The sequence below is a fragment of the Mycobacterium canetti CIPT 140010059 genome (assembly GCF_000253375.1).
GTDB lineage: Bacteria > Actinomycetota > Actinomycetes > Mycobacteriales > Mycobacteriaceae > Mycobacterium > Mycobacterium tuberculosis.
In genome coordinates, this window is record NC_015848.1 from 2,568,148 (window position 1) to 2,591,394 (window position 23,247).

A 23,247-nucleotide genomic window follows, 5' to 3' on the forward strand; every position below is an offset into this window, starting at 1 on the left:
GTGAACGACAATCAGTTGGCTCCAGTTGCCCGCCCGAGGTCGCCGCTCGAACTGCTGGACACTGTGCCCGATTCGCTGCTGCGGCGGTTGAAGCAGTACTCGGGCCGGCTGGCCACCGAGGCAGTTTCGGCCATGCAAGAACGGTTGCCGTTCTTCGCCGACCTGGAAGCGTCCCAGCGCGCCAGCGTGGCGCTGGTGGTGCAGACGGCCGTGGTCAACTTCGTCGAATGGATGCACGACCCGCACAGTGACGTCGGCTATACCGCGCAGGCATTCGAGCTGGTGCCCCAGGATCTGACGCGACGGATCGCGCTGCGCCAGACCGTGGACATGGTGCGGGTCACCATGGAGTTCTTCGAAGAAGTCGTGCCCCTGCTCGCCCGTTCCGAAGAGCAGTTGACCGCCCTCACGGTGGGCATTTTGAAATACAGCCGCGACCTGGCATTCACCGCCGCCACGGCCTACGCCGATGCGGCCGAGGCACGAGGCACCTGGGACAGCCGGATGGAGGCCAGCGTGGTGGACGCGGTGGTACGCGGCGACACCGGTCCCGAGCTGCTGTCCCGGGCGGCCGCGCTGAATTGGGACACCACCGCGCCGGCGACCGTACTGGTGGGAACTCCGGCGCCCGGTCCAAATGGCTCCAACAGCGACGGCGACAGCGAGCGGGCCAGCCAGGATGTCCGCGACACCGCGGCTCGCCACGGCCGCGCTGCGCTGACCGACGTGCACGGCACCTGGCTGGTGGCGATCGTCTCCGGCCAGCTGTCGCCAACCGAGAAGTTCCTCAAAGACCTGCTGGCAGCATTCGCCGACGCCCCGGTGGTCATCGGCCCCACGGCGCCCATGCTGACCGCGGCGCACCGCAGCGCTAGCGAGGCGATCTCCGGGATGAACGCCGTCGCCGGCTGGCGCGGAGCGCCGCGGCCCGTGCTGGCTAGGGAACTTTTGCCCGAACGCGCCCTGATGGGCGACGCCTCGGCGATCGTGGCCCTGCATACCGACGTGATGCGGCCCCTAGCCGATGCCGGACCGACGCTCATCGAGACGCTAGACGCATATCTGGATTGTGGCGGCGCGATTGAAGCTTGTGCCAGAAAGTTGTTCGTTCATCCAAACACAGTGCGGTACCGGCTCAAGCGGATCACCGACTTCACCGGGCGCGATCCCACCCAGCCACGCGATGCCTATGTCCTTCGGGTGGCGGCCACCGTGGGTCAACTCAACTATCCGACGCCGCACTGAAGCATCGACAGCAATGCCCTGTCATAGATTCCCTCGCCGGTCAGAGGGGGTCCAGCAGGGGCCCCGGAAAGATACCAGGGGCGCCGTCGGACGGAAAGTGATCCAGACAACAGGTCGCGGGACGATCTCAAATACATAGCTTACAGGCCCGTTTTGTTGGTTATATACAAAAACCTAAGACGAGGTTCATAATCTGTTACACCGCGCAAAACCGTCTTCACAGTGTTCTCTTAGACACGTGATTGCGTTGCTCGCACCCGGACAGGGTTCGCAAACCGAGGGAATGTTGTCGCCGTGGCTTCAGCTGCCCGGCGCAGCGGACCAGATCGCGGCGTGGTCGAAAGCCGCTGATCTAGATCTTGCCCGGCTGGGCACCACCGCCTCGACCGAGGAGATCACCGACACCGCGGTCGCCCAGCCATTGATCGTCGCCGCGACTCTGCTGGCCCACCAGGAACTGGCACGCCGATGCGTGCTCGCCGGCAAGGACGTCATCGTGGCCGGCCACTCCGTCGGCGAAATCGCGGCCTACGCAATCGCCGGTGTGATAGCCGCCGACGACGCCGTCGCGCTGGCCGCCACCCGCGGCGCCGAGATGGCCAAGGCCTGCGCCACCGAGCCGACCGGCATGTCTGCGGTGCTCGGCGGCGACGAGACCGAGGTGCTGAGTCGCCTCGAGCAGCTCGACTTGGTCCCGGCAAACCGCAACGCCGCCGGCCAGATCGTCGCTGCCGGCCGGCTGACCGCGTTGGAGAAGCTCGCCGAAGACCCGCCGGCCAAGGCGCGGGTGCGCGCACTGGGTGTCGCCGGAGCGTTCCACACCGAGTTCATGGCGCCCGCACTTGACGGCTTTGCGGCGGCCGCGGCCAACATCGCAACCGCCGAGCCCACCGCCACGCTGCTGTCCAACCGCGACGGGAAGCCGGTGACATCCGCGGCCGCGGCGATGGACACCCTGGTCTCCCAGCTCACCCAACCGGTGCGATGGGACCTGTGCACCGCGACGCTGCGCGAACACACAGTCACGGCGATCGTGGAGTTCCCCCCCGCGGGCACGCTTAGCGGTATCGCCAAACGCGAACTTCGGGGGGTTCCGGCACGCGCCGTCAAGTCACCCGCAGACCTGGACGAGCTGGCAAACCTATAACCGCGGACTCGGCCAGAACAACCACATACCCGTCAGTTCGATTTGTACACAACATATTACGAAGGGAAGCATGCTGTGCCTGTCACTCAGGAAGAAATCATTGCCGGTATCGCCGAGATCATCGAAGAGGTAACCGGTATCGAGCCGTCCGAGATCACCCCGGAGAAGTCGTTCGTCGACGACCTGGACATCGACTCGCTGTCGATGGTCGAGATCGCCGTGCAGACCGAGGACAAGTACGGCGTCAAGATCCCCGACGAGGACCTCGCCGGTCTGCGTACCGTCGGTGACGTTGTCGCCTACATCCAGAAGCTCGAGGAAGAAAACCCGGAGGCGGCTCAGGCGTTGCGCGCGAAGATTGAGTCGGAGAACCCCGATGCCGTTGCCAACGTTCAGGCGAGGCTTGAGGCCGAGTCCAAGTGAGTCAGCCTTCCACTGCTAATGGCGGTTTCCCCAGCGTTGTGGTGACCGCCGTCACAGCGACGACGTCGATCTCGCCGGACATCGAGAGCACGTGGAAGGGTCTGTTGGCCGGCGAGAGCGGCATCCACGCACTCGAAGACGAGTTCGTCACCAAGTGGGATCTAGCGGTCAAGATCGGCGGTCACCTCAAGGATCCGGTCGACAGCCACATGGGCCGACTCGACATGCGACGCATGTCGTACGTCCAGCGGATGGGCAAGTTGCTGGGCGGACAGCTATGGGAGTCCGCCGGCAGCCCGGAGGTCGATCCAGACCGGTTCGCCGTTGTTGTCGGCACCGGTCTAGGTGGAGCCGAGAGGATTGTCGAGAGCTACGACCTGATGAATGCGGGCGGCCCCCGGAAGGTGTCCCCGCTGGCCGTTCAGATGATCATGCCCAACGGTGCCGCGGCGGTGATCGGTCTGCAGCTTGGGGCCCGCGCCGGGGTGATGACCCCGGTGTCGGCCTGTTCGTCGGGCTCGGAAGCGATCGCCCACGCGTGGCGTCAGATCGTGATGGGCGACGCCGACGTCGCCGTCTGCGGCGGTGTCGAAGGACCCATCGAGGCGCTGCCCATCGCGGCGTTCTCCATGATGCGGGCCATGTCGACCCGCAACGACGAGCCTGAGCGGGCCTCCCGGCCGTTCGACAAGGACCGCGACGGCTTTGTGTTCGGCGAGGCCGGTGCGCTGATGCTCATCGAGACGGAGGAGCACGCCAAAGCCCGTGGCGCCAAGCCGTTGGCCCGATTGCTGGGTGCCGGTATCACCTCGGACGCCTTTCATATGGTGGCGCCCGCGGCCGATGGTGTTCGTGCCGGTAGGGCGATGACTCGCTCGCTGGAGCTGGCCGGGTTGTCGCCGGCGGACATCGACCACGTCAACGCGCACGGCACGGCGACGCCTATCGGCGACGCCGCGGAGGCCAACGCCATCCGCGTCGCCGGTTGTGATCAGGCCGCGGTGTACGCGCCGAAGTCTGCGCTGGGCCACTCGATCGGCGCGGTCGGTGCGCTCGAGTCGGTGCTCACGGTGCTGACGCTGCGCGACGGCGTCATCCCGCCGACCCTGAACTACGAGACACCCGATCCCGAGATCGACCTTGACGTCGTCGCCGGCGAACCGCGCTACGGCGATTACCGCTACGCAGTCAACAACTCGTTCGGGTTCGGCGGCCACAATGTGGCGCTTGCCTTCGGGCGTTACTGAAGCACGACATCGCGGGTCGCGAGGCCCAAGGTGGGGGTCCCCCCGCTTGCGGGGGCGAGTCGGACCGATATGGAAGGAACGTTCGCAAGACCAATGACGGAGCTGGTTACCGGGAAAGCCTTTCCCTACGTAGTCGTCACCGGCATCGCCATGACGACCGCGCTCGCGACCGACGCGGAGACTACGTGGAAGTTGTTGCTGGACCGCCAAAGCGGGATCCGTACGCTCGATGACCCATTCGTCGAGGAGTTCGACCTGCCAGTTCGCATCGGCGGACATCTGCTTGAGGAATTCGACCACCAGCTGACGCGGATCGAACTGCGCCGGATGGGATACCTGCAGCGGATGTCCACCGTGCTGAGCCGGCGCCTGTGGGAAAATGCCGGCTCACCCGAGGTGGACACCAATCGATTGATGGTGTCCATCGGCACCGGCCTGGGTTCGGCCGAGGAACTCGTCTTCAGTTACGACGATATGCGCGCTCGCGGAATGAAGGCGGTCTCGCCGCTGACCGTGCAGAAGTACATGCCCAACGGGGCCGCCGCGGCGGTCGGGTTGGAACGGCACGCCAAGGCCGGGGTGATGACGCCGGTATCGGCGTGCGCATCCGGCGCCGAGGCCATCGCCCGTGCGTGGCAGCAGATTGTGCTGGGAGAGGCCGATGCCGCCATCTGCGGCGGCGTGGAGACCAGGATCGAAGCGGTGCCCATCGCCGGGTTCGCTCAGATGCGCATCGTGATGTCCACCAACAACGACGACCCCGCCGGTGCATGCCGCCCATTCGACAGGGACCGCGACGGCTTCGTGTTCGGCGAGGGCGGCGCCCTTCTGTTGATCGAGACCGAGGAGCACGCCAAGGCACGTGGCGCCAACATCCTGGCCCGGATCATGGGCGCCAGCATCACCTCCGATGGCTTCCACATGGTGGCCCCGGACCCCAACGGGGAACGCGCCGGGCATGCGATTACGCGGGCGATTCAGCTGGCGGGCCTCGCCCCCGGCGACATCGACCACGTCAATGCGCACGCCACCGGCACCCAGGTCGGCGACCTGGCCGAAGGCAGGGCCATCAACAACGCCTTGGGCGGCAACCGACCGGCGGTGTACGCCCCCAAGTCTGCCCTCGGCCACTCGGTCGGCGCGGTCGGCGCGGTCGAATCGATCTTGACGGTGCTCGCGTTGCGCGATCAGGTGATCCCGCCGACACTGAATCTGGTAAACCTCGATCCCGAGATCGATTTGGACGTGGTGGCGGGTGAACCGCGACCGGGCAATTACCGGTATGCGATCAATAACTCGTTCGGATTCGGCGGCCACAACGTGGCAATCGCCTTCGGACGGTACTAAACCCCAGCGTTACGCGACAGGAGACCTGCGATGACAATCATGGCCCCCGAGGCGGTTGGCGAGTCGCTCGACCCCCGCGATCCGCTGTTGCGGCTGAGCAACTTCTTCGACGACGGCAGCGTGGAATTGCTGCACGAGCGTGACCGCTCCGGAGTGCTGGCCGCGGCGGGCACCGTCAACGGTGTGCGCACCATCGCGTTCTGCACCGACGGCACCGTGATGGGCGGCGCCATGGGCGTCGAGGGGTGCACGCACATCGTCAACGCCTACGACACTGCCATCGAAGACCAGAGTCCCATCGTGGGCATCTGGCATTCGGGTGGTGCCCGGCTGGCTGAAGGTGTGCGGGCGCTGCACGCGGTAGGCCAGGTGTTCGAAGCCATGATCCGCGCGTCCGGCTACATCCCGCAGATCTCGGTGGTCGTCGGTTTCGCCGCCGGCGGCGCCGCCTACGGACCGGCGTTGACCGACGTCGTCGTCATGGCGCCGGAAAGCCGGGTGTTCGTCACCGGGCCCGACGTGGTGCGCAGCGTCACCGGCGAGGACGTCGACATGGCCTCGCTCGGTGGGCCGGAGACCCACCACAAGAAGTCCGGGGTGTGCCACATCGTCGCCGACGACGAACTCGACGCCTACGACCGTGGGCGCCGGTTGGTCGGATTGTTCTGCCAGCAGGGGCATTTCGATCGCAGCAAGGCCGAGGCCGGTGACACCGACATCCACGCGCTGCTGCCGGAATCCTCGCGACGTGCCTACGACGTGCGTCCGATCGTGACGGCGATCCTCGATGCGGACACACCGTTCGACGAGTTCCAGGCCAATTGGGCGCCGTCGATGGTGGTCGGGCTGGGTCGGCTGTCGGGTCGCACGGTGGGTGTACTGGCCAACAACCCGCTACGCCTGGGCGGCTGCCTGAACTCCGAAAGCGCAGAGAAGGCAGCGCGTTTCGTGCGGCTGTGCGACGCGTTCGGGATTCCGCTGGTGGTGGTGGTCGATGTGCCGGGCTATCTGCCCGGTGTCGACCAGGAGTGGGGTGGCGTGGTGCGCCGTGGCGCCAAGTTGCTGCACGCGTTCGGCGAGTGCACCGTTCCGCGGGTCACGCTGGTCACCCGAAAGACCTACGGCGGGGCATACATTGCGATGAACTCCCGGTCGTTGAACGCGACCAAGGTGTTCGCCTGGCCGGACGCCGAGGTCGCGGTGATGGGCGCTAAGGCGGCCGTCGGCATCCTGCACAAGAAGAAGTTGGCCGCCGCTCCGGAGCACGAACGCGAAGCGCTGCACGACCAGTTGGCCGCCGAGCATGAGCGCATCGCCGGCGGGGTCGACAGTGCGCTGGACATCGGTGTGGTCGACGAGAAGATCGACCCGGCGCATACCCGCAGCAAGCTCACCGAGGCGCTGGCGCAGGCGCCTGCACGGCGCGGCCGCCACAAGAACATCCCGCTGTAGTTCTGACCGCGAGCAGACGCAGAATCGCACGCGCGAGGTGCGCGCCGTGCGATTCTGCGTCTGCTCGCCAGTTATCCCCAGCGGTGGCTGGTCAACGCGAGGCGCTCCTCGCATGCTCGGACGGTGCCTACCGACGCGCTAACAATTCTCGAGAAGGCCGGCGGGTTCGCCACCACCGCGCAATTGCTCACGGTCATGACCCGCCAACAGCTCGACGTCCAAGTGAAAAACGGCGGCCTCGTTCGCGTTTGGTACGGGGTCTACGCGGCACAAGAGCCGGACCTGTTGGGCCGCTTGGCGGCTCTCGATGTGTTCATGGGGGGGCACGCCGTCGCGTGTCTGGGCACCGCCGCCGCGTTGTATGGATTCGACACGGAAAACACCGTCGCTATCCATATGCTCGATCCCGGAGTAAGGATGCGGCCCACGGTCGGTCTGATGGTCCACCAACGCGTCGGTGCCCGGCTCCAACGGGTGTCAGGTCGTCTCGCGACCGCGCCCGCATGGACTGCCGTGGAGGTCGCACGACAGTTGCGCCGCCCGCGGGCGCTGGCCACCCTCGACGCCGCACTACGGTCAATGCGCTGCGCTCGCAGTGAAATTGAAAACGCCGTTGCTGAGCAGCGAGGCCGCCGAGGCATCGTCGCGGCGCGCGAACTCTTACCCTTCGCCGACGGACGCGCGGAATCGGCCATGGAAAGCGAGGCTCGGCTCGTCATGATCGACCACGGGCTGCCGTTGCCCGAACTTCAATACCCGATACACGGCCACGGTGGTGAAATGTGGCGAGTCGACTTCGCCTGGCCCGACATGCGTCTCGCGGCCGAATACGAAAGCATCGACTGGCACGCGGGACCGGCGGAGATGCTGCGCGACAAGACACGCTGGGCCAAGCTCCAAGAGCTCGGGTGGACGATTGTCCCGATTGTCGTCGACGATGTCAGACGCGAACCCGGCCGCCTGGCGGCCCGCATCGCCCGCCACCTCGACCGCGCACGTATGGCCGGCTGACCGCTGGTGAGCAGACGCAGAGTCGCACTGCGCCGGCCGGCGCAGTGCGACTCTGCGTCTGCTCGCGCTCAACGGCTGAGGAACTCCTTAGCCACGGCGACTACGCGCTCGCGATCCCGTGGCACCAGACCGATCCGGGTCCGGCGGTCGAGGATATCGTCCACATCCAGCGCCCCCTCATGGGTCACCGCGTATTCGAACTCCGCCCGGGTCACGTCGATGCCGTCGGCGACCGGCTCGGTGGGCCGCTCACATGTGGCGGCGGCAGCGACGTTGGCCGCCTCGGCCCCGTACCGCGCCACCAGCGACTCGGGCAATCGGGCGCCCGATCCGGGGGCCGGCCCAGGGTTCGCCGGTGCGCCGATCAGCGGCAGGTTGCGAGTGCGGCACTTCGCGGCTCGCAGGTGTCGCAGCGTGATGGCGCGATTCAGCACATCCTCTGCCATGTAGCGGTATTCCGTCAGCTTGCCGCCGACCACACTGATCACGCCCGACGGCGATTCAAAAACAGCGTGGTCACGCGAAACGTCGGCGGTGCGGCCCTGGACACCAGCACCGCCGGTGTCGATCAGCGGCCGCAATCCCGCATAGGCACCGATGACATCCTTGGTGCCGACCGCCGTCCCCAATGCGGTGTTCACCGTATCCAGCAGGAACGTGATCTCTTCCGAAGACGGTTGTGGCACATCGGGAATCGGGCCGGGTGCGTCTTCGTCGGTCAGCCCGAGATAGATCCGGCCCAGCTGCTCGGGCATGGCGAACACGAAGCGGTTCAGCTCACCGGGGATCGGAATGGTCAGCGCGGCAGTCGGATTGGCAAACGACTTCGCGTCGAAGACCAGATGTGTGCCGCGGCTGGGGCGTAGCGTCAGGGACGGGTCGATCTCACCCGCCCACACGCCCGCCGCGTTGATGACGGCACGCGCCGACAGCGCGAACGACTGCCGGGTGCGCCGGTCGGTCAACTCCACCGAAGTGCCGGTGACATTCGACGCGCCCACGTAAGTGAGGATGCGGGCGCCGTGCTGGGCCGCGGTGCGCGCGACGGCCATGACCAGCCGGGCGTCGTCGATCAATTGCCCGTCGTACGCGAGCAGACCACCGTCGAGGCCGTCCCGCCGAACGGTGGGAGCAATCTCCACCACCCGTGACGCCGGGATTCGGCGCGATCGGGGCAACGTCGCCGCCGGCGTACCCGCTAGCACCCGCAAAGCGTCGCCGGCCAGGAAACCGGCACGCACCAACGCCCGCTTGGTGTGACCCATCGACGGCAACAACGGGACCAGTTGCGGCATGGCATGCACGAGATGAGGAGCGTTGCGTGTCATCAGGATTCCGCGTTCGACGGCGCTGCGCCGGGCGATGCCCACGTTGCCGCTGGCCAGATAGCGCAGACCGCCGTGCACCAACTTCGAGCTCCAGCGGCTGGTGCCGAACGCCAGATCATGCTTTTCCACCAAGGCCACCGTCAGACCGCGGGTGGCAGCATCTAAGGCAATGCCAACACCGGTAATGCCGCCGCCTATCACGATGACGTCGAGTGCGCCACCGTCGGCCAGTGCGGTCAGGTCGGCGGAGCGACGCGCCGCGTTGAGTGCAGCCGAGTGGGGCATCAGCACAAATATCCGTTCAGTGCGTGGGTAAGTTCGGTGGCCAGCGCGGCGGAATCGAGGATCGAATCGACGATGTCCGCGGACTGGATGGTCGACTGGGCGATCAGCAACACCATGGTCGCCAGTCGACGAGCGTCGCCGGAGCGCACACTGCCCGACCGCTGCGCCACTGTCAGCCGGGCGGCCAACCCCTCGATCAGGACCTGCTGGCTGGTGCCGAGGCGCTCGGTGATGTACACCCTGGCCAGCTCCGAGTGCATGACCGACATGATCAGATCGTCACCCCGCAACCGGTCGGCCACCGCGACAATCTGCTTTACCAACGCTTCCCGGTCGTCCCCGTCGAGGGGCACCTCCCGCAGCACGTCGGCGATATGGCTGGTCAGCATGGACGCCATGATCGACCGGGTGTCCGGCCAGCGACGGTATACGGTCGGGCGGCTCACGCCCGCGCGCCGGGCGATCTCGGCAAGTGTCACCCGGTCCACGCCGTAATCGACGACGCAGCTCGCCGCTGCCCGCAGGATACGACCACCGGTATCCGCGCGGTCATTACTCATTGACAGCATGTGTAATACTGTAACGCGTGACTCACCGCGAGGAACTCCTTCCACCGATGAAATGGGACGCGTGGGGAGATCCCGCCGCGGCCAAGCCACTTTCTGATGGCGTCCGGTCGTTGCTGAAGCAGGTTGTGGGCCTAGCGGACTCGGAGCAGCCCGAACTCGACCCCGCGCAGGTGCAGCTGCGCCCGTCCGCCCTGTCGGGGGCAGACCACGATGCGCTGGCGCGCATCGTCGGCACCGAGTATTTCCGCACCGCCGATCGCGACCGGCTGCTGCACGCCGGCGGCAAGTCCACCCCAGACCTGCTGCGGCGCAAAGACACCGGTGTCCAGGATGCGCCCGACGCGGTGTTGCTGCCCGGCGGCCCCAACGGGGAGGACGCCGTCGCCGACATCTTGCACTACTGCTCCGACCACGGCATTGCCGTGGTCCCGTTTGGTGGCGGCACCAGCGTCGTTGGTGGGCTTGACCCCGTTCGCAACGACTTTCGCGCGGTGATCTCCCTGGATATGCGGCGCTTCGACCGGCTGCACCGGATCGATGAGGTGTCCGGCGAGGCCGAACTGGAGGCCGGTGTCACCGGGCCGGAAGCCGAACGTCTGCTCGGCGAACATGGCTTCTCGCTCGGGCACTTCCCGCAGAGCTTCGAGTTCGCCACCATCGGGGGGTTCGCGGCCACCCGCTCGTCAGGCCAGGACTCGGCTGGCTATGGCCGGTTCAACGACATGATTCTTGGGCTGCGCATGATCACTCCGGTGGGGGTGCTGGATCTGGGTCGAGTGCCGGCGTCGGCGGCCGGCCCGGACCTGCGCCAGCTGGCGATCGGCTCCGAAGGCGTCTTCGGCGTCATCACCCGGGTGCGGCTGCGGGTGCACCGGATTCCGGAATCGACGCGTTACGAGGCGTGGTCGTTTCCCGATTTCGCGACCGGGGTTGCGGCGCTGCGCACCATCACCCAAACCGGCACCGGCCCCACCGTCGTTCGGCTCTCTGACGAGGCCGAAACCGGCGTCAACCTCGCCACCACCGAGGCGATCGGGGAAACCCAAATCACCGGCGGCTGTTTGGGGATCACCGTGTTCGAGGGCACCCAGGAACACACCGAGAGCAGGCACGCCGAGACGCGCGCGTTGCTGGCGGCCCGAGGCGGCACCTCGTTGGGCGAAGGACCGGCGCGGGCCTGGGAACGCGGCAGGTTCGCCGCGCCGTATCTGCGTGACTCCCTGTTGGCCGCGGGAGCGCTCTGCGAGACCCTCGAGACCGCCACGGTGTGGTCCAACACCCCCGTGCTGAAGGCCGCCGTGACCGAAGCGCTCACCACCTCGCTGGCCGCATCGGGTACACCGGCGCTGGTGATGTGCCACGTGTCGCACGTGTATCCCACCGGCGCGTCGTTGTACTTCACCGTTGTCGCCGGGCAGCGAGGCGATCCGATCGAGCAGTGGCTGGCCGCCAAGAAGGCGGCGTCGGATGCGATCATGGCCACCGGAGGAACGATCACGCACCACCATGCGGTTGGTTCCGACCACCGCCCCTGGATGCGCGCGGAGGTGGGTGATCTGGGCGTGACATTGTTGCGCACGATCAAGGCGACGCTGGATCCGGCCGGAATTCTCAACCCCGGCAAGCTGATTCCATGAGCGCCGGGCAGCTGCGCCGGCATGAGATCGGCAAGGTCACCGCGCTGACCAATCCCCTGTCAGGCCATGGCGCCGCCGTAAAGGCTGCACACGGCGCGATCGCCCGGCTGAAGCATCGGGGGGTGGACGTCGTCGAGATCGTCGGCGGGGACGCCCACGACGCACGCCATCTGCTCGCCGCGGCAGTCGCAAAAGGCACTGACGCGGTGATGGTGACCGGCGGTGACGGAGTCGTCTCCAACGCGCTACAGGTCTTGGCGGGCACCGACATTCCGTTAGGAATCATTCCGGCCGGCACTGGTAACGACCACGCACGCGAATTCGGGCTTCCCACAAAGAATCCCAAGGCAGCCGCAGATATCGTTGTTGACGGCTGGACGGAAACCATTGACCTGGGCCGGATTCAAGACGACAACGGTATCGAAAAGTGGTTCGGTACCGTGGCGGCTACCGGATTCGACTCCCTGGTCAACGATCGCGCCAACCGAATGCGCTGGCCACACGGGCGGATGCGCTATTACATCGCGATGCTCGCCGAACTGTCGCGGCTGCGGCCGTTGCCGTTCCGGCTGGTGCTCGACGGCACCGAAGAGATCGTCGCCGACCTCACACTTGCCGACTTCGGCAATACCCGCAGCTACGGCGGCGGATTATTGATCTGCCCCAACGCCGACCACTCGGACGGCCTGCTCGACATCACCATGGCCCAGTCGGATTCCCGTACCAAGTTGCTCCGCCTGTTCCCCACCATTTTCAAAGGCGCCCATGTCGAGCTTGACGAGGTGAGCACCACACGAGCCAAGACAGTCCACGTCGAGTGCCCCGGTATCAACGTCTATGCCGACGGCGACTTCGCCTGCCCGTTACCAGCCGAGATCTCCGCGGTGCCGGCCGCCCTTCAGGTTCTTCGCCCCCGCCACGGATAAGCGGGTGGTAACGACTCGGTCGTAAAGCGCGACATCCTTCCAAACCCGCTGTACGGGAGGAACAGATGTCCGGACACCGCAAGAAGGCAATGCTCGCCTTGGCGGCTGCGTCGCTGGCAGCGACGCTGGCCCCGAACGCAGTCGCGGCCGCAGAACCGTCGTGGAACGGGCAGTACCTCGTGACGTTGTCTGCCAACGCGAAAACCGGCACCAGCATGGCGGCCAACCGGCCAGAGTATCCACACAAAGCGAACTACACGTTCAGCTCGCGCTGCGCGTCCGATGTCTGCATTGCCACCGTGGTCGACGCTCCGCCACCAAAAAACGAGTTCATCCCGCGGCCAATCGAATACACCTGGAATGGGACTCAATGGGTACGGGAGATCAGCTGGCAATGGGACTGCCTGCTACCCGACGGCACAATCGAATATGCCCCAGCCAAATCGATCACGGCCTACACGCCCGGTCAGTACGGAATCCTCACCGGCGTCTTTCATACCGATATCGCCAGCGGCACGTGTAAAGGCAATGTCGACATGCCAGTGTCGGCCAAACCGATCGTTGGCTGACGTTGCCAGCCCTGCCGAGCATGGGCGGCACATCACGCAAACGCATGGACGACCAGCACAGCCCCGAATGCGGCGATAACGGCGTTGCCGGCAAGGACTGTCATCCGACGGACGCGGGCGGTCGCCCGGGACCTGAGAAACGCTCCCGCCGAGACAAGCAGCAACTGCCAGAGCAACGACGCGAGCGCTACCCCGACCACAACAGCGATCGCGGTCGTTGCGCGCAACGCGCGCGCCAGCGTCACGGCTACTGCGGTGAAGTACACGAACGTGGCCGGGTTGATCGCCGTTAGGCCGAAGATCAACGCAAACCGAACACAGCCCAGCTGTTTTTGTGGGGCCGGAACCGGCTCCGGCGATGGACGCAACCCGTGCCCGATTCCCATCGCAGCGATGACCAGCAGCACGATCGCACCGACGATTTCGGGCCAAACCCTCAACACGTTGATCGTCGGTGCCGCAACTGTCTCCAAATCGCGGTAGCGCAATACGCTACGTCGACAAGGGCGACCGCCGCGGCGGCCGGTATTCCACGACGCCAGCCGCGCTCAACACCTGCTTGCCGAGGAAAGTGTCGGCGGCCACGTCAGACTGCCCAGTGATGGCCATATAAGTGCCCGCTGGCGGTCATGAAAACTGCCCGCTGGCGGTCACGAGATCTGCCCAGTTGATTTGTTCGTCCCGCGTGCCTGCGAGGTGCGGGGGCCCCTCCTCGGGTGCGCTGAACGGTGCCAACCGTTGTTCAGCTCCCGAGGAGGGGTGAAGTGAAGTCTGCCGAGGAGATCATGGAAATTCTGGAAGCCTACGATTTGACCGGTTCGTTGCGTGATGCGGCGGAACTGGCGGGGTGCTCGCATCACACGGTCGCCGAGTATGTGGCCGCGCGGGAGCGGGGCGAGTTGACGCCCGGGCGCGCGGCGCGGCGGGAGATGCTGGTGGATCCGTATCTGGACAAGCTCGAGGAGTGGGTCGACCGCTCGCGGGGCAAGGTCCGCGGCGATGTCGCCCACGAGAAGCTGGTCGCGTTGGGGTATGCGGGTTCGCAGCGTACGACACGGCGGGCGGTCGCCGAGGTCAAGGCAGCGTATCGGGCGGGGCGACGGCGGGTGCACCGTCCGTGGATCACCGAGCCGGGGATGTGGTTTCAGTACGACTTCGGGGATGGCCCGCGCGTGAGAGGTGTTGGCACGCAATTGTTTTGCGCGTGGCTGGCGTGGTGCCGGTTTAGGGTGGTGCTGGCGCTTTTGGATAAGACACTGCCATCGGTGATGGCCGCGATCGATACAACGCTACGCGTCTTCGGTGGGGTGCCCACCTACGCGTTGACCGATAACGAGAAGACCGTGACCAGCGAGCATGTCGCGGGGATACCGGTGCGCAACGCCAAGATGCTGGACTTCGCCCGCCATTACGGGCTCACGATCGCCACCTGCGTGCCGGCCGATCCGGCCAGCAAGGGCGGCTCGGAAAACGCGGTCAAGATCGCCAAGGCCGATCTGGTGCCCTGTGAGGCCAACCTGCTACCGGAATACCACAGTTTCGCCGAGCTGCAAGCGGCGTGCGCGACGTTTTGCCAGCAGGTCAACAATCGCCCGCATCGGGTCACGCGGCGCATCCCGGCGGAGATGCTGGCCGAGGAACGCGCCCGGTTACACCCGTTACCCGCCCATCCCTACACCGCGGCGTTCGGGGTGACCCGCACGGTGCCGCCCAACACCGCGATGATCACCTTTGAGCACGGGTCGTATTCGGTGCCGCACACCTTGTGCGGGCAGACGGTGTGGGTGCGGGCCCACGACCAGCAGGTAGTGGTCGTGCACCTCGGCCATGCCGGCCCAGTCGAAGTCGCCCGCCACCAGCGCACCACGCCGGGTAACCCGCGGGTGGATGACGCGCATTTCCCACCCCGGCCCAAGGGGCCGCTGGGCCGAACACCACGCGCGAAAACTGTTGCTGAGGCGCAGTTTTTGGCTCTCGGTGACGGGGCAGCATTGTGGTTGACCGAGGCCGCCGCCGCGGGATGCTCGCGGATTCGGGCCAAGATGGCCGGGGCGGTCGATTTGGCCGCACTGCACGATCGGGGCAGCGTGGACCGCGCCTTGGGCCAAGCCGCGACCGCGGGCCGGTTCGGCCACGGCGATCTGGCCGCCATCGTGGCCCATCAGGCCGGCGACCCCGACCACCACAGCGCCTCGCAGCCCGCCCACGCGGGCGAGTACAACAGCCTGGCCCAAGGCACCGGTGGCTGGGCGAAGCTCGGTGAGCAGGAGGCCAACTAACGATGGCCTACCTCGACATCTCCTTTAAGACCACATCGATCCTGCTCAACACCTGCGGCGCCGACGATCCCGACCAACTGGTCGGCGTGGCCGCCGCAGAACTGTTCCAGTGGGCGTGGCTGATCGGCGAGCTCGCCAGCTGGCTCGCCGACGCTGACGAGCACACCCACGCCGACTTCGACCGGTTCTTCAGCAGCTACCGCGGCGTCGACAAGACCGCAGGGTTGGCCACCCACATCGCGCAGCGCATCGCCGCGCTGCTCGACGGGGACCGGAGCCAGCCATGAGCACAACAACACCGCCACCACCACCGCTAGACGACGAGCTGATGCGGCTGCTCAAGCGGATGCGGCTGCCTTACATCCGCAACGCCGCACCCGAGCTGCTGGCCACCGCCAAGGCGCAACGCTGGGACCCTGCCGAGGTGCTCAAAGCGCTTCTGACCGAAGAGGTCAACGGGCGAGACCGCTCCGCGCTGGCCATCCGCCGCACGCGGGCCGGTTTTCCCACCGGTAAGACCTTCGCCGCGTGGGACCCCGCACTGTCGTCCATCCCCGCACCCACCCAGGCCGCGTTGCGCACCCTGGAATGGATCCACCGACGCGAAAACCTGGTGGTCTGCGGGCCGTCGGGCACCGGCAAGACGTTCCTGCTCGAAGCCCTCGGCCAACAAGCCGTCGAAACCGGGCTCCACGTCGCGTGGTTTAGCCTCGAACAACTCGGCGCCCTGGTGCGCCGGCACCGCGCCGACGACACCGTCACCAAAGCCATCAGCCGTATCCTGCGTGCCGATCTGGTCGCGGTTGATGACATCGGCCTGCTGCCGGTCGGCACCGACGCCGCCGAAGGGCTCTACCGGCTTGTCGACGCCGCTTACGAGAAACGCTCCATCGCACTATCAAGCAATCTTCACCCGGCAGGATTCGACGAGTTGATGCCCAAGACACTGGCCACCGCCACCGTCGACCGGCTCCTGCACCACGCCCACGTCTGCCAGACCAGTGGCGACAGCATCCGACTTACCCAAGCCATGGCCGGCAAGGGGGTGAACGCCTTGACCTAACCCCCAGCCACGTCTGGTGGCCGCCAGCAGGCAGATCTCGTGGCCGCCAGCGGGCAGTTCTCATGACCGCCACTGGGCAGTTCCCCATGTCCCTTGACAGAAAGCGTTCCCGGTGGCGGCATCGAGGCGTTTGTCGATGTGCGACTTCGACCGGCGGAGGACAGCGACGACTTTCTGGCATGGTCGAGCACGGACACCACGATCGACGATGCCGTCCATGTCACCGGACCCTACGACTACCTGCTACACATTCGGGTCTGCGACACAGCGGACCTGGACCGCCTGTTACGCAGGCTCAAGACCTCCGCGGAAGCTGCGCAAACCCAAACGCGCATTGCGCTCAGGTCCCGGCGTTGACACCGCGCCAGCAGGCGCCACCAAACCCTTAGCCAACTCCCCGACTCAGCCAAGTCACCTCGCCGGCGTCGCCGCCGTCACGATACACCTCGAGCGCCTGGTCCCAGGCCGTTCCCAGCACCGAATCCAGTTCGGCGGCCAGTGTGTCCGCACCTTGGGCCATCATCGCCCGCAGCCGCATCTCCCCCACCATGATGTCGCCGTTGGCGCTCATCGCCCCGCTCCACAGACCCAGTTGCGGGGTGTGACTGAATCGCTGGCCGTCGACTCCAGGGCTAGGGTCTTCGGTGACCTCGAACCGCAGCACCGACCAGGAACGCAAGGCGTTGGCTAGTCGCGCCCCGGTGCCCACCGGCCCGACCCAATTGGTGACCGCACGCAACTGCGGCGGCAGGGCCGGTTGCGGCGTCCAGACCAGGTTCGCCTTGGCCTGTAGGGTCGACGACAACGCCCACTCGACATGCGGGCACACCGCCGCGGGCGAGGCGTGGATGTACACCACACCGGACGTCACGTCGGCGAATTGGTTCGACGCTCGCATCTGCTGCTCCTTCGGTTCCACGAGGGACGTCTTCCCCAACGACCTGGTGAACCCGACAAGCAGGATGCCTGCTGTGAAATTTCGAATTTTTGTGTCGTGCGTTTCTATTGTGCCTTGTGATACCCGTGTTGCGCTAGTGTGCGGTTCTGCCTAGGTGTACTCGGCTAGAACCGCGTCGGAAATCGCGGGCCACAAGTCCAACGCCCAGTCGCCGAAATCGCGGGCCGTGAGGACCACCAGAGCCAGGTCCGCCTTGGGATCCACCCAGATGAAACCGCCTGATTGGCCGAAATGGCCGAATGTCCGCGTCGAGTTGCGCTCGCCGGTCCAGTGGGGCGATTTCGAATTCCTGATCTCAAAGCCCAGCCCCCAGTCATTGGGCCGCTGCACACCGTACCCGGGCAGTACACCGTCCAGGCCGGGAAACTGCACCGTGGTCGCGTCGGCATGCATCTGCGCCGAGACCGTCGATGGACGCAGCAGATCACCCGCGAACACCGCCAAGTCCGCGACCGTCGAGGTCGCCCCGAACCCGGCGGCAGCGGGGCCCCCGTCCAGCCGGGTGGTCACCATGCCCAGGGGTTCGCACACCGCCTCGGTCAGGTAGCGCCCGAACTCGATCCCCGACTCCCGCTGCACGCTCTCGGCCAGCACGGTGAAACCGTAGTTCGAATACATCCGGCGGGTGCCGGGGCGGGCCAGCGCCTGATCGGAATGCATCGCCAACCCCGATGTGTGCGCCAGCAGGTGACGGACCGTCGAGCCGGGCGGGCCTGCCGGGGTGTCGAGATTCACCACCCCCTCCTCAACGGCGACCTGTGCGGCTCGGGCCACCAGCGGCTTGGTGACCGACGCCAGCGCGAACACCCGCGCGGTATCGCCGTGGGTGGCTAGCACCCCTGCGGGTCCGATCACCGCGGCGGCCGCAGCCGGGACCGGCCAGCCACCAAGCACTTCGAGAGCGGTCATCGACTCCGGCGCGTCACTTCCGGGCGATGTAGTAGTTGTTCAACACGTCCGACTCGATCTCGGCCACCGTCACGTCGGTAAAACCGGCGTTGGCGAGCATCGAGGTGGCCAACTGCCTGCCCCACACCGTCCCCAACCCGGCCCCGTCAAGCGCCAGCGACACCGTCATGCAGTGCATTAGCGAGGTCGTGTACAGGTAGGTGCTCAGCGGAACGCCGACATTGTCTTCCAGTTGACTCGATGCCTTGATGTCGACCATCAGCAGCACACCACCGGGTCGCAGCGCACGATAGATGTTCTGCAGGACGCGCGCCGGCTGCGCCTGGTCGTGAATCGCGTCGAACACGGTGATCACGTCGTAGGCCCCCACCTTGTCCAGCTCTGCCAGGTCATGGCGCTCGAAGGTCGCGTTTGCCAGGCCCAACCGAGCCGCCTCCTCGGTCCCCGCCGCAACGGCCTCGTCGGAAAAGTCGATGCCGGTGAATCGGCTCGCGCCGAACGCCTGCGCCATCAGGTTGACCGCGCGACCACTGCCGCAACCGAAATCGGCCACGTCGGCTCCGGACCGCAAGCGGTCCGGAAGGCCGTCGACCAGCGGGAGCACCACGTCGATCAAGGCGGCATCGAACACCATGCCGCTCATCTCGGCCATCAGCTTGTGGAAGCGCGGGTATTCGCTGTAGGGCACACCGCCGCCTTCCCGGAAGCAGCGAATGACCTTTTGTTCGACCTCGCCGAGCAGCGAAACGAACTGTGCTATCACGGCGAGGTTGTCCGGCCCGGCCGCACGGGTCAGCATGCCGGCGCGGTGGGCAGGCAGCGAGTAGGTCGAGCTCCCCGCGTCGTATTCGACGATCTGCCCGGTGGTCATGCCGCCTAGCCACTCCCGAACGTAGCGCTCTTCCAACCCCGCAGCCTCGGCGATCTCCATGCTGGTGGCTGGCGGAAGTCCGGCCATGGTGTCCAGCAGCCCGGTCTGGTGTCCAACACTCACCAGGATCGCCAAACCGGCGCTGTCGATGGCCGCAACAAAACGGTTGCCGAATTCTTCGGTGGTCTCGAGTGCTCCGCTCATCTGCGCCGCTCCTCCTCATCGCTTCGCTCTGCATCGTCACCGGCGCGACTCATCTGCGCCGCTCCTCCTCATCGCTTCGCTCTGCATCGTCACCGGCGCGACTCATCTGCGCCGCTCCTCCTCATCGCTTCGCTCTGCATCGTCACCGGCGCGACTCATCTGCGCCGCTCCTCCTCATCGCTTCGCTCTGCATCGTCACCGGCGCGACTCATCTGCGCCGCTCCTCCTCATCGCTTCGCTCTGCATCGTCACCGGCGCGACTCATCTGCGCCGCTCCTGCTCATCGCTTCGCTCTGCATCGTCACCGGCGCGACTCATCTGCGCCGCTCCTCCTCATCGCTTCGCTCTGCATCGTCACCGGCGCGACTCATCTGCGCCGCTCCTGCTCATCGCTTCGCTCTGCATCGTCACCGGCGCGCATGGTCAGCGACGCTACACCGTAGGTTGGACACCATGAGTCAGACGGTGCGCGGTGTGATCGCACGACAAAAGGGCGAACCCGTTGAGCTGGTGAACATTGTCGTCCCGGATCCCGGACCCGGCGAGGCCGTGGTCGACGTCACCGCCTGCGGGGTATGCCATACCGACCTGACCTACCGCGAGGGCGGCATCAACGACGAATACCCTTTTCTGCTCGGACACGAGGCCGCGGGCATCATCGAGGCCGTCGGGCCGGGTGTAACCGCAGTCGAGCCCGGCGACTTCGTGATCCTGAACTGGCGTGCCGTGTGCGGCCAGTGCCGGGCCTGCAAACGCGGACGGCCCCGCTACTGCTTCGACACCTTTAACGCCGAACAGAAGATGACGCTGACCGACGGCACCGAGCTCACTGCGGCGTTGGGCATCGGGGCCTTTGCCGATAAGACGCTGGTGCACTCTGGCCAGTGCACGAAGGTCGATCCGGCTGCCGATCCCGCGGTGGCCGGCCTGCTGGGTTGCGGGGTCATGGCCGGCCTGGGCGCCGCGATCAACACCGGCGGGGTAACCCGCGACGACACCGTCGCGGTGATCGGCTGCGGCGGCGTTGGCGATGCCGCGATCGCCGGTGCCGCGCTGGTCGGCGCCAAACGGATCATCGCGGTCGACACCGATGACACGAAGCTTGACTGGGCCCGCACCTTCGGCGCCACCCACACCGTCAACGCCCGCGAAGTCGACGTCGTCCAGGCCATCGGCGGCCTCACGGATGGATTCGGCGCGGACGTGGTGATCGACGCCGTCGGCCGACCGGAAACCTACCAGCAGGCCTTCTACGCCCGCGATCTCGCCGGAACCGTTGTGCTGGTGGGTGTTCCGACGCCCGACATGCGCCTGGACATGCCGCTGGTCGACTTCTTCTCTCACGGCGGTGCGCTGAAGTCGTCGTGGTACGGCGATTGCCTGCCCGAAAGCGACTTCCCCACGCTGATCGACCTTTACCTGCAGGGCCGGCTGCCGCTGCAGCGGTTCGTTTCCGAACGCATCGGGCTCGAAGACGTCGAGGAGGCGTTCCACAAGATGCATGGCGGCAAGGTATTGCGTTCGGTGGTGATGTTGTGATGGCCGCCATCGAGCGCGTCATCACCCACGGCACCTTCGAACTCGATGGCGGCAGTTGGGAAGTCGACAACAACATCTGGCTGGTCGGCGACGACTCCGAGGTGGTGGTTTTCGACGCCGCCCACCACGCGGCTCCTATCATCGACGCCGTCGGCGGCCGCAAGGTGGTTGCGGTGATCTGCACGCACGGCCACAACGACCACGTGACGGTGGCCCCCGAACTGGGCACGGCGCTTGACGCACCGGTGCTGATGCATCCCGGCGACGCCGTGCTGTGGCGAATGACTCACCCGGACAAAAGCTTTCGCGCCGTTTCAGACGGTGATGCGGTGCGGGTTGGCGGGACGGAGTTGCGTGCGCTGCACACCCCGGGGCACTCCCCTGGATCGGTGTGCTGGTATGCGCCAGAGCTGGGTCCCGGAACAGGCACCGTGTTCAGCGGAGACACGCTGTTCGCTGGCGGGCCGGGTGCAACCGGCCGCTCGTATTCCGACTTCCCCACGATCCTGCGGTCGATATCCGGACGGCTCGGCGCATTACCGGGCGACACCGTCGTGCACACCGGCCACGGCGACAGCACCACCATCGGCGACGAGATCGTCCACTACGAGGAATGGGTGGCCCGTGGGCATTGATCCCGCGGGCGCGCGCAGAATGCCGGTCGTAGCGGCGTGTCGGTGTACAAGCACCGCGCGGTCCATGAGCCGAGCGCTACTTATCCGCGCAATCTGACACTCGAGCCAAGCTGCGGCGCAGAAACACCGCAAAGCCGGCACCCATGACCACAAATGCCGTCACTGGCACCCAGTCACCCAACCGAAGGTAGGGCGTGACATTCGATGCCAACGGAACGTTCACCACGATGGCACCGTTGAATTCCGCCGAGCACCAGGCCAGCCGACGGCCCCGGGTATCAAAGGCCGAGCTGTCGCCCGACAAGCTGGCGTGCACCGCTGGGATGCCGGCTTCGACGGCGCGCACCGCGGGCTGGGCGGCCAACTGCGGCTGCGCCCAACTCCCTTGGAACGTCGAGGTGGAACTCTGATACACCAGCAGCGCCGCCCCGAGCCGCGCGGCGTGCCGGGTCAGATCGGAGAAGGTCATCTCGTAGCTGATCAACGGGGCGATATGCAAGGAGTTCACCGCCAACACCACCGGCCCGGCGCCGCGCTGCCGATCCTTTGCGGCGGCCTTGCTGTAGCGGGTGATCCAGCCGAAAAGCGGGCGCAGCGGCACATATTCGCCAAACGGAACCAACCGGGTCTTCCGGTAGCTGCCCACAGCTTCGTGCGCGCCGACAAGCACCGCCGACTTGTAGATTCCCCCGTCCGGTGCCGGGGCGTCGACGTTGACCAACAAATCCGCGCCCACCCGCTGTGACAGCTCGGCCAGGCGAGCCAGGACGTCAGGATGGCGGGTGAGGTCTTGTCCGACGCTGCTTTCCCCCCAGACCACCAAGTCCGGCCGCTGGTCCGCAACGGCCGCGGTGAACTCTTCACCGGCCGCCAGTCGAGCCGCCGCATCGGCTATGTCGCCGGCCTGTACCAGCGCCACGCGCACCGTCGGACCGCCGACCGGCACCGAGCCCAGCAGGTAGGAAGCCGGGCCGAGTCCCGCACACCCAATCACGCATCCCAGCGCGACCAGCCGGCCGCCCGTTGCCCGGCACACGAGCACGCTCGCGATGGCGGTATTGGTCGCAACCAGAAGAAAACTTGTCAGCCACACCCCACCCAGCGACGCCGACGCTAGCGTCACGGGCTGGCTCCATTGCGATGCACCCAGCAACGCCCACGGACCGCCCAGCGATTGCCAGGACCGCACCGCTTCGGCTGCCACCCACGCGCTGGGCACCACGACCAGGGCGGCACCGACGCGGCATGTGGTCACCGGTACCGACAACAGCCGGTGCGCCAACCACCCGGCCGGCAGCCACAGCACACCCAGGCCGGCGGCCAACAGCACCAGCATCGGACCAGCACTGGTCACCAGCCAGTACTGGGTTGCCAGCACAAATCCGCCCATACCCGTCCACGCCCGCAGCGCGCCCTCCCACGACGTCGGCGCGGCCCGCACCACTAACAGCAGTGGGACCAAGCCGAACCAGGCCAGCCACCACCAAGACGGCGCGGGAAAGGCCAGCGCGGGTAACCCGCCGAACACCAACGCTGCCGCACAACCAATGACCGGTTGTCGCCGGGCTCCCGCGCGCAACGCCATGCCGATCAGCATGCCGGC

General features: G+C 66.5%; 23 protein-coding genes and 2 pseudogenes. 16 read left to right on the plus strand and 9 right to left on the minus strand.

Going from position 1 to position 23,247, the window contains the following annotated elements; translation table 11 throughout:
- The 7 genes from MCAN_RS11875 to MCAN_RS11905 all read left to right on the plus strand — a co-directional run bounded on the left by MCAN_RS11875 (position 1) and on the right by MCAN_RS11905 (position 7,872).
- Positions 1-1,245 (plus strand): PucR family transcriptional regulator, encoded by a 1,245-nt coding sequence (locus tag MCAN_RS11875; RefSeq protein ID WP_003411543.1) that lies wholly within the window; start codon positions 1-3, stop codon positions 1,243-1,245.
- 238 nt (positions 1,246-1,483) lie between these two features.
- Positions 1,484-2,392, plus strand: coding sequence for a malonyl CoA-acyl carrier protein transacylase (gene fabD, locus MCAN_RS11880; protein ID WP_014001189.1), 909 nt, complete (start codon positions 1,484-1,486; stop codon positions 2,390-2,392).
- 75 nt (positions 2,393-2,467) lie between these two features.
- The gene (acpM, locus tag MCAN_RS11885; protein WP_003411565.1) at positions 2,468-2,815 is read left to right on the plus strand and encodes a meromycolate extension acyl carrier protein AcpM; all 348 of its coding nucleotides are present in this window, start codon (positions 2,468-2,470) and stop codon (positions 2,813-2,815) included.
- On the plus strand, positions 2,812-4,062 hold the full coding sequence (gene kasA / locus MCAN_RS11890) for a 3-oxoacyl-ACP synthase KasA (protein WP_003411571.1): 1,251 nt from the start codon (positions 2,812-2,814) through the stop codon (positions 4,060-4,062). Before acpM ends, kasA begins: the two co-directional genes overlap by 4 nt.
- Before the next feature lie 93 nt (positions 4,063-4,155).
- The gene (kasB, locus tag MCAN_RS11895; protein WP_003411576.1) at positions 4,156-5,409 is read left to right on the plus strand and encodes a 3-oxoacyl-ACP synthase KasB; all 1,254 of its coding nucleotides are present in this window, start codon (positions 4,156-4,158) and stop codon (positions 5,407-5,409) included.
- 30 nt (positions 5,410-5,439) lie between these two features.
- Positions 5,440-6,861, plus strand: coding sequence for an acyl-CoA carboxylase subunit beta (locus MCAN_RS11900; RefSeq protein ID WP_003900487.1), 1,422 nt, complete (start codon positions 5,440-5,442; stop codon positions 6,859-6,861).
- A gap of 123 nt (positions 6,862-6,984) precedes the next feature.
- Positions 6,985-7,872 (plus strand): PDDEXK family nuclease, encoded by an 888-nt coding sequence (locus tag MCAN_RS11905; RefSeq protein WP_041179691.1) that lies wholly within the window; start codon positions 6,985-6,987, stop codon positions 7,870-7,872.
- 68 nt (positions 7,873-7,940) lie between these two features.
- On the opposite strand, the gene MCAN_RS11910 is transcribed toward MCAN_RS11905, so the two are convergent.
- Positions 7,941-9,491, minus strand: a complete 1,551-nt coding sequence (locus tag MCAN_RS11910; RefSeq protein ID WP_014001191.1) for a glycerol-3-phosphate dehydrogenase/oxidase — start codon at positions 9,489-9,491, stop codon at positions 7,941-7,943.
- Positions 9,485-10,054, minus strand: a complete 570-nt coding sequence (locus MCAN_RS11915; RefSeq protein WP_003411595.1) for a TetR/AcrR family transcriptional regulator — start codon at positions 10,052-10,054, stop codon at positions 9,485-9,487. The genes MCAN_RS11910 and MCAN_RS11915 overlap by 7 nt, the downstream gene beginning before the upstream one ends.
- 47 nt (positions 10,055-10,101) lie before the next feature.
- Between MCAN_RS11915 and MCAN_RS11920 the strand changes: the two genes are divergently transcribed.
- From MCAN_RS11920 to MCAN_RS11930, 3 genes are all read left to right on the plus strand, one after another.
- Entirely contained in the window at positions 10,102-11,691 is a 1,590-nt protein-coding gene (locus MCAN_RS11920) for an FAD-binding oxidoreductase (RefSeq protein WP_003411596.1), read from the plus strand.
- The gene (locus tag MCAN_RS11925) at positions 11,688-12,617 is read left to right on the plus strand and encodes a diacylglycerol kinase (protein WP_003411603.1); all 930 of its coding nucleotides are present in this window, start codon (positions 11,688-11,690) and stop codon (positions 12,615-12,617) included. The genes MCAN_RS11920 and MCAN_RS11925 overlap by 4 nt, the downstream gene beginning before the upstream one ends.
- 65 nt (positions 12,618-12,682) lie before the next feature.
- Positions 12,683-13,186 carry an Rv2253 family sensor-like surface protein gene (locus MCAN_RS11930; RefSeq protein ID WP_003411608.1) on the plus strand — a complete coding sequence of 168 codons (504 nt, stop codon included), beginning with the start codon at positions 12,683-12,685 and terminating at the stop codon, positions 13,184-13,186.
- Between the two features lie 32 nt (positions 13,187-13,218).
- Here MCAN_RS11930 and MCAN_RS11935 read toward each other — a convergent pair whose 3' ends face one another.
- The gene (locus tag MCAN_RS11935; protein ID WP_003411611.1) at positions 13,219-13,674 is read right to left on the minus strand and encodes a LysE family transporter; all 456 of its coding nucleotides are present in this window, start codon (positions 13,672-13,674) and stop codon (positions 13,219-13,221) included.
- A gap of 4 nt (positions 13,675-13,678) precedes the next feature.
- A pseudogene (locus tag MCAN_RS23610) lies at positions 13,679-13,762 on the minus strand (hypothetical protein); the annotation flags it as partial.
- 188 nt (positions 13,763-13,950) lie between these two features.
- Between MCAN_RS23610 and istA the strand changes: the two are divergent.
- From istA to istB, 3 genes are read left to right on the plus strand one after another with little or no spacing between them, the layout of a single operon-like run.
- Positions 13,951-15,465, plus strand: a complete 1,515-nt coding sequence (gene istA / locus MCAN_RS11940) for an IS21 family transposase (protein ID WP_014000067.1) — start codon at positions 13,951-13,953, stop codon at positions 15,463-15,465.
- Between the two features lie 2 nt (positions 15,466-15,467).
- The gene (locus MCAN_RS11945; RefSeq protein ID WP_014001192.1) at positions 15,468-15,752 is read left to right on the plus strand and encodes a hypothetical protein; all 285 of its coding nucleotides are present in this window, start codon (positions 15,468-15,470) and stop codon (positions 15,750-15,752) included.
- The gene (gene istB / locus MCAN_RS11950) at positions 15,749-16,528 is read left to right on the plus strand and encodes an IS21-like element helper ATPase IstB (protein WP_014000068.1); all 780 of its coding nucleotides are present in this window, start codon (positions 15,749-15,751) and stop codon (positions 16,526-16,528) included. Before MCAN_RS11945 ends, istB begins: the two co-directional genes overlap by 4 nt.
- A gap of 99 nt (positions 16,529-16,627) precedes the next feature.
- Here istB and MCAN_RS23615 read toward each other — a convergent pair.
- Positions 16,628-16,747: pseudogene (locus MCAN_RS23615) on the minus strand (hypothetical protein); the annotation flags it as partial.
- Between MCAN_RS23615 and MCAN_RS11955 the strand changes: the two are divergent.
- A complete protein-coding gene (locus MCAN_RS11955) occupies positions 16,703-16,885 on the plus strand; it encodes an Lrp/AsnC ligand binding domain-containing protein (RefSeq protein WP_230864528.1) in 183 nt (60 codons plus the stop codon). The pseudogene MCAN_RS23615 and the gene MCAN_RS11955 sit on opposite strands and share 45 nt — an antisense overlap.
- A gap of 28 nt (positions 16,886-16,913) precedes the next feature.
- Here MCAN_RS11955 and MCAN_RS11960 read toward each other — a convergent pair whose 3' ends face one another.
- The 3 genes from MCAN_RS11960 to MCAN_RS11970 form a co-directional block, all read right to left on the minus strand.
- Positions 16,914-17,426 carry a DUF3145 domain-containing protein gene (locus MCAN_RS11960; protein ID WP_003411615.1) on the minus strand — a complete coding sequence of 171 codons (513 nt, stop codon included), beginning with the start codon at positions 17,424-17,426 and terminating at the stop codon, positions 16,914-16,916.
- Between the two features lie 150 nt (positions 17,427-17,576).
- Positions 17,577-18,395, minus strand: a complete 819-nt coding sequence (locus tag MCAN_RS11965; RefSeq protein ID WP_014001193.1) for a serine hydrolase domain-containing protein — start codon at positions 18,393-18,395, stop codon at positions 17,577-17,579.
- A 13-nt stretch (positions 18,396-18,408) separates the two neighbouring features.
- On the minus strand, positions 18,409-19,470 hold the full coding sequence (locus MCAN_RS11970; protein WP_014001194.1) for a class I SAM-dependent methyltransferase: 1,062 nt from the start codon (positions 19,468-19,470) through the stop codon (positions 18,409-18,411).
- A gap of 453 nt (positions 19,471-19,923) precedes the next feature.
- Here MCAN_RS11970 and MCAN_RS11975 point away from each other — a divergent pair, with 453 nt between their 5' ends.
- Together MCAN_RS11975 and MCAN_RS11980 are read left to right on the plus strand one after the other, a co-directional pair.
- A complete protein-coding gene (locus MCAN_RS11975) occupies positions 19,924-21,009 on the plus strand; it encodes an S-(hydroxymethyl)mycothiol dehydrogenase (protein ID WP_003899236.1) in 1,086 nt (361 codons plus the stop codon).
- Entirely contained in the window at positions 21,009-21,644 is a 636-nt protein-coding gene (locus tag MCAN_RS11980; protein WP_003411632.1) for an MBL fold metallo-hydrolase, read from the plus strand. Before MCAN_RS11975 ends, MCAN_RS11980 begins: the two co-directional genes overlap by 1 nt.
- Positions 21,645-21,720: 76 nt before the next feature.
- On the opposite strand, the gene lnt is transcribed toward MCAN_RS11980, so the two are convergent.
- The gene (gene lnt, locus MCAN_RS11985; protein ID WP_014001195.1) at positions 21,721-23,229 is read right to left on the minus strand and encodes an apolipoprotein N-acyltransferase; all 1,509 of its coding nucleotides are present in this window, start codon (positions 23,227-23,229) and stop codon (positions 21,721-21,723) included.
- Positions 23,230-23,247 lie beyond the last annotated feature (18 nt).

What these genes read in the sequence shown, in the direction of transcription:
- MCAN_RS11925 (WP_003411603.1), top strand. Translation starts at nt 11,688, where the DNA reads ATGAGCGCCGGGCAGCTGCGCCGGCATGAGATCGGCAAGGTCACCGCG.
- MCAN_RS11945 (WP_014001192.1), top strand. Translation starts at nt 15,468, where the DNA reads ATGGCCTACCTCGACATCTCCTTTAAGACCACATCGATCCTGCTCAAC.
- MCAN_RS11900 (WP_003900487.1), top strand. Translation starts at nt 5,440, where the DNA reads ATGACAATCATGGCCCCCGAGGCGGTTGGCGAGTCGCTCGACCCCCGC.
- MCAN_RS11965 (WP_014001193.1), bottom strand. Translation starts at nt 18,395, where the DNA reads ATGACCGCTCTCGAAGTGCTTGGTGGCTGGCCGGTCCCGGCTGCGGCC.
- MCAN_RS11920 (WP_003411596.1), top strand. Translation starts at nt 10,102, where the DNA reads ATGAAATGGGACGCGTGGGGAGATCCCGCCGCGGCCAAGCCACTTTCT.
- MCAN_RS11960 (WP_003411615.1), bottom strand. Translation starts at nt 17,426, where the DNA reads ATGCGAGCGTCGAACCAATTCGCCGACGTGACGTCCGGTGTGGTGTAC.
- kasB (WP_003411576.1), top strand. Translation starts at nt 4,156, where the DNA reads ATGACGGAGCTGGTTACCGGGAAAGCCTTTCCCTACGTAGTCGTCACC.
- istB (WP_014000068.1), top strand. Translation starts at nt 15,749, where the DNA reads ATGAGCACAACAACACCGCCACCACCACCGCTAGACGACGAGCTGATG.
- MCAN_RS11975 (WP_003899236.1), top strand. Translation starts at nt 19,924, where the DNA reads ATGAGTCAGACGGTGCGCGGTGTGATCGCACGACAAAAGGGCGAACCC.
- lnt (WP_014001195.1), bottom strand. Translation starts at nt 23,229, where the DNA reads ATGGCGTTGCGCGCGGGAGCCCGGCGACAACCGGTCATTGGTTGTGCG.
- MCAN_RS11915 (WP_003411595.1), bottom strand. Translation starts at nt 10,054, where the DNA reads ATGCTGTCAATGAGTAATGACCGCGCGGATACCGGTGGTCGTATCCTG.
- MCAN_RS11930 (WP_003411608.1), top strand. Translation starts at nt 12,683, where the DNA reads ATGTCCGGACACCGCAAGAAGGCAATGCTCGCCTTGGCGGCTGCGTCG.
- MCAN_RS11970 (WP_014001194.1), bottom strand. Translation starts at nt 19,470, where the DNA reads ATGAGCGGAGCACTCGAGACCACCGAAGAATTCGGCAACCGTTTTGTT.
- MCAN_RS11980 (WP_003411632.1), top strand. Translation starts at nt 21,009, where the DNA reads ATGGCCGCCATCGAGCGCGTCATCACCCACGGCACCTTCGAACTCGAT.